5 protein-coding genes are annotated in these 5,349 nt (G+C 51.4%); all 5 read left to right on the top strand.

The features are described 5' to 3' along the window. Positions 1 to 549: CDP-alcohol phosphatidyltransferase family protein (locus tag Q0257_RS00625; RefSeq protein WP_298020246.1), on the top strand; the 549-nt coding region annotated here is incomplete at its 5' end. A 459-nt stretch (positions 550 to 1,008) separates the two neighbouring features. Then, the gene (locus Q0257_RS00620; protein WP_298020244.1) at positions 1,009 to 1,647 is read left to right on the top strand and encodes a lysophospholipid acyltransferase family protein; all 639 of its coding nucleotides are present in this window, start codon (positions 1,009 to 1,011) and stop codon (positions 1,645 to 1,647) included. Between the two features lie 351 nt (positions 1,648 to 1,998). Then, a complete protein-coding gene (locus Q0257_RS00615; protein ID WP_298020241.1) occupies positions 1,999 to 2,928 on the top strand; it encodes a phosphatidate cytidylyltransferase in 930 nt (309 codons plus the stop codon). A gap of 7 nt (positions 2,929 to 2,935) precedes the next feature. Beyond that, the gene (locus Q0257_RS00610) at positions 2,936 to 3,400 is read left to right on the top strand and encodes a DUF1287 domain-containing protein (RefSeq protein ID WP_298020238.1); all 465 of its coding nucleotides are present in this window, start codon (positions 2,936 to 2,938) and stop codon (positions 3,398 to 3,400) included. 38 nt (positions 3,401 to 3,438) lie between these two features. After that, a partial coding sequence (locus Q0257_RS00605; RefSeq protein WP_298020235.1) for a bifunctional alpha/beta hydrolase/class I SAM-dependent methyltransferase occupies positions 3,439 to 5,349 on the top strand: 1,911 nt, incomplete at its 3' end.

The following is a 5,349-nucleotide window of genomic DNA, read 5'->3' as shown; positions in this document are numbered from 1 at the left end:
AGACGTCTTCACGGCGCGGGCGTCAGCGCAAATCAAGTCACGATCACAGCCTGCGTCATTTCCGTTCTGCTGGGCGGACTTCTGATAAAATTCGCCGAAGTTTCGACGCTATTTTTTCTGCTGCCCGCTTGGATGTTTTTGCGTATGGCGCTAAATGCCATCGACGGCATGCTGGCTCGCGAGTTTAATCAAAAAAGCCCGCTGGGCGGCTACCTAAACGAAGCTACGGACGTCATCTCGGACGCCGCGCTGTATCTGCCGTTTGCCTTCGTAGCGCCGTTTGACTGGGGCGTTATCGTGCTCGTTATCTTTCTATCTTTTATGAGTGAGTTTTTAGGCGTTCTAGGGCAGGTGCACGGTTGTGGTAGGCGATATGACGGGCCTATGGGCAAGAGCGACCGCGCGTTTATATTTGGGCTTATCGGTACGGTATATGCGCTATCTGGGCGACTGCCAGAGTGGTTTAGCTGGGTACTTTACGCCGCGATATTTTTGCTTGCGCTTACTTGCGCAAACCGCGTGAGGATGGGACTAAAAAGCGGGGAATAAGGAGCCTCGGACGAGGATAAATTTAATAGCTATCTCCAAAATCTACGCAAGGTAAATTTGTCTAAATTTGATATAATTGCAAAAGTTTTAAGCTCGCCTCGGCGCGGGCACGTAATCGTTATAAATTTGGACTTGTTTAAATTTACGAGATTTTTTGAGACGAGGATAAAATATCGCGACGAATTTGTCCGCTTAATTTAGACGTTTTAAAAGACGCGGCCCGCAAAATGCGCTTAGTTAATTTCGAGCGTTTTATCAAAGTCGGCGAAATCAAAGGCAAGTAGCAAAAGCGGCAAATTGTAGGCATTACTTAAAACCGTATCAGCTTTAATCGCCTCAAATTTATGTCTAGCTCGTTTTCAGCGAGATGGGCAAGAAGCTCATTTGCCGCACGCAATCGTAAAATTGAGGGCGTCACAAAAAATGAATTTGAAAAACAAAAGAGTAAAAGGATACAAGATGAAAAATTTTTTAGCGGCCGCGCTTGATTTTATCCTTTGCCGCATCACGATATTTATCACGGGCGTACGGCCGCCGCAGGAGCTTTTAAATATCGGCGAGGGTACTAAAATTTACTACGCGAACCACGCTAGCCACGGCGATTTTTTGCTGATTTTCGTCTCGCTGCCCTACCGCGTGAGAAAGCGCGTGCGCCCCGTCGCGGCGGCGGAGTACTGGGAGGGCGGGCCCGTGCGCAGGTTTCTTGCTAAAAACGTGTTTAACATGGTGCTAATAAGTCGCCGCAAAGACCCGCTAGAAGCACTAGCACAAATGAGCGACGCGCTGCAGACGCACTCTCTCATCATCTTTCCGGAAGGCACGCGCAAGATGAACGACGACCTAGCACTTCAGCCGTTTAAAAGCGGGGTATTTCGTTTGGCGCAGGAGTGCCCCTCCGTGCCTTTGGTGCCGATTTGGATCAAAAACGCGCGCAACGTCCTGCCCAAGGGCTTTATGATACCCATCCCGCTGCTTTGCGAGCTGATCGTAGGCGAGGAGATATCGTACGGAGGCGAAGGCAAGGGCGAGTTTTTACAAAAGGCGCAGGACGCGCTGCTAGCGATGAGCGATACGCAAAATGATAGAACGAAAGCCTAGCGCGACGGCTTTGGCCAGGGCGGTAAATTTGAGTCCTATAAATCCGTCAAACGAAAAGGTCAAACGAGCGAGGTAAATTTGCGACCGATTTTTACGAAAAATTTGACGGCGAGCCTTTGAGAGCGGCGGCTAAAAGCGTCAAATTTGAACGCGAAACACGGGCTAAAGCGCTCGCCTCGCCACAAAACAAATTTGACCCAAGCGCGAGCCCAAGGCGCGAGCTTTTTTCGCTAACAAATTTAATCAAGCAAGCCGCCCGCAGAGCAAACCAAACGCGCGTAAATTCAGCTCGTTCGGGCGCTTCAAAACAGATGTCAAATTTAGCTTTAAATTTAACCAAAAGGCACTAAAATGAACCCGCAAAATCATATCTTAAATCTATTTTTAGGACTCATCGCGGTGCTAGTCATCTCTAGCGTCGTTGCCTTTATCCTAAAGGCAAAATTTGGCGCCGAGAACAAAACTATCGCAAATTTGACCTCGCGCATAAACGCCTGGTGGGCGATGATTTTGGTCATTTTTGCGTTTACTTATATGGGCAAAAACGCCGTGATATTTTTGTTTTTGCTCGTATCTTTTGCCGCATTGCGCGAGTTTTTGTCGCTCATCTACATCCGCAGAGGCGATCACATCGCGCTCGTGGCGTGCTTTTACGTGATTTTGCCCGCGCAGTATATATTTATATATGCTGATTGGTATGCGATGGCGATGATATTTATCCCGGTTTACGGATTTTTGTTTTTGCCGATTTTGGCAGCTATTTGCGGCGACGCGGCATACTTTTTGGAGCGCTCGACGAAGATCCAGTGGGCGCTGATGATCTGCGTGTTTTGTATCTCGCACATACCGGCACTTCTTTTGCTGGATCTTAAGCAAGGTAGCGGCATGGAGCTGATGCTGTTTTTGATCCTGATCGTGCAATCTAGCGACGTGCTGCAGTACGTCTGGGGCAAGCTTTTTGGCAAACGCAAGATCGCGCCTAGCATCAGCCCGTCTAAGACGGTGGTCGGCTTTGCGGGAGGGGTGCTTAGCGCTAGCGCGCTGGCCGCGTATCTGCATCATCTCACGCCTTTTGGCGCGGTAGGGGCGTTTTTCATCGGGCTTGCCGTTTGTATGATGGGCTTTTTAGGAGGGCTCGTTATGTCTGCGATCAAGCGCGATCTAGGCGTCAAGGACTGGGGCTACATGATCAGCGGGCACGGCGGGATGCTTGATCGTATGGACTCGCTGTGCTTTGCGGCGCCGATATTTTTTCACATAGTTAGATATTTTTACGCGTGAGGTTTTGATGAAAATTTGGAGCAAAATTTTACTTTTAGCACTCGCGGCAAATTTTGCCTTTGCATTTTCGGCCGAAAAGCTCGTGCAAGACGCTAGGGTACAGGTCGGGCGGACGCTGTTTTACGATCCTTCGTACGAGAGGCTAGCCTATCCGATGGGCGACGTGGATATGATAAGAGGCGTTTGCACCGACGTCGTAGTTAGGGCGCTGCACGGACAGGATATCGATCATCGCCGCGTGCCAAACATCGCCACCTATCTAAAACGCAAGGGTTACGAGGCAAAGGGCGAGTTTAAAGCCGGCGATATCGTGACGTGGCGGCTGGATAACGGCAGGCCGCATATCGGCATAGTTTCGGATAAATTTGCCGCCGACAAAACCCCGCTCGTGATCCACAACATCGGGCTTGGCGCGCAGGAGGAGGACGTGCTAAATGTTTACGAGATAACGGGGCATTTTAGGATAAAATAAGCGTAAAAACCGATAAATTTAAGTAAGAAAGGTAAAAAATGGAGTTTAAAGAGAGCTATTTTATAACCAGCGACGGGGCGAGGATATTTTACAGATACCGCTTGGCTAGCGACGTGGCGTGCGAAAACCCGGGCGTAAATGAAGTAAATTTGAACGAGGACGGCAAATTTGACGGATCAAATTTAAGCACCGGGGCCGCAAACGAAACGTCAAATTTGACTAGCGAGCAAGCAGGCGGCGCGGATGAAAATGCGAAGTCTGATTTTGGCGGCGAAGGCAAATCGGACGAGCAAAATTTACCAAACGGCGGTGAAAACTCGGACTCAAATTTAAACGAAACGGGCAAATGCGCTGCGTCAAATTTGAGCAAAACGCCTAGCGAAAACGCTGAGCAAAATCTCAAATTTAAAGCCGCGCCAAACGCCAAAGCTGTAGCGATATTTCACCGCGGACACGAGCACTCGGGCAGGACGACGCACGTGGCGGAGGGGCTAGCGGACGAGAGTTTGAGCTATTTTGCGTGGGATCAGCGCGGACACGGCAGGAGCGACGGCGAGCGGGGCGATGCGCCCAGTATCGGCCGCCTCATCGCCGACGTGGACGAGTTTGTGGCGCATATCGAGCAGAGATTTGGCTTTGAGACGCAAAATTTAGCCGTGATAGCTCAAAGCGTGGGCGCGGTGCTGGTCTCGGCGTGGTTGCACGACTACGCTCCGCGCGTTCGCTGCGCGGTGCTAGCTAGTCCGGCGTTTAGCGTGAAGCTTTACGTACCGTTTGCTAGAGCGGGACTAAAGGCGATCTACTCCGCTCGCGGAAATTTTTTCGTAAACAGCTACGTCAAGGCCCACTATCTCACTCACGACAAGGAGCGTCAGGCAAGCTACGACGCCGATGCGCTCATCACTCGCGCGATCTCGGTGCGCATACTGCTTGGGCTTTACGAAGCGGCGCAGCGCGTGGTTTCGGACGCCGCCGCGATCACGACGCCTACGCTACTGCTGATCTCGGGCGATGATTGGGTCGTGGAGCACGCCCCGCAGCACGAGTTTTACAACGCTCTTGGCGCGCGCGTAAAAAGGCGCGAGATTTTAGAGGGATTTTACCACGATACGCTGGGCGAGAGCGAGCGGGAGAGGGCGTTTGAGATAGTGCGTGAGTTTGTCGGCGAGCGCTTTAGAGCGCCTTTTAGCGAGGTGGACTGCACGCACGCGGACGAATACGGCTTTAGCCGCGAGGAGGCCGATAGGCTAGCTACGCCGCTGCCAAGATTTAGCCCGAAAAATTTGCGGTTTAAATTCCAGCGGGTATTTATGCAGGCGGTTTCGCCGTGGGTCGGCGGGCTAAAGATCGGCGAAAATACCGGCTACGATAGCGGCAGTACGCTTGATTATGTCTACCGAAACGAACCGCAAGGGGCGAATAAATTTTTTAAATTTATCGACAAATTTTACCTAAACGCTATCGGCTGGCGCGGTATCAGAGAGCGCAAGCGAAATATCAAGCTAGCTATCGATCAAGCCGTAGCAAAGCTACAGGAGCGCGGCGAGCCACTACGACTGCTCGACATCGCCTCGGGACACGGCAGATACATACTAGACGCTGCGCAGGGGCATAAATTTGAGCGCATAACGCTACGCGACTACAGCGACATAAACGTAAAAGCCGGCAGTGAAATGATAAAAGAGCGCGGGCTGCAGGACGTCGCGAGCTTTACGCAGGCAAATGCATTCGAAGCCGCTAGCTACGAGGGTCTGCAGGATGCATATACACTAGGCGTCGTGTCTGGGCTGTTTGAGCTTTTTCCTGATAACTCGGTCGTGCGCACTGCGCTACAAGGCTTTTCAAGCAGCGTAAAAAGCGGCGGCTACCTCATCTACACCAATCAGCCGTGGCATCCACAGCTTGAGATGATCGCGCGCGCTCTATCCAGTCACAGGCAGGGTGCGGCA

This window comes from uncultured Campylobacter sp. (assembly GCF_938018035.1).
Taxonomy (GTDB): domain Bacteria; phylum Campylobacterota; class Campylobacteria; order Campylobacterales; family Campylobacteraceae; genus Campylobacter_B.
This window is presented reverse-complemented; position numbering and strand designations above follow the sequence as displayed.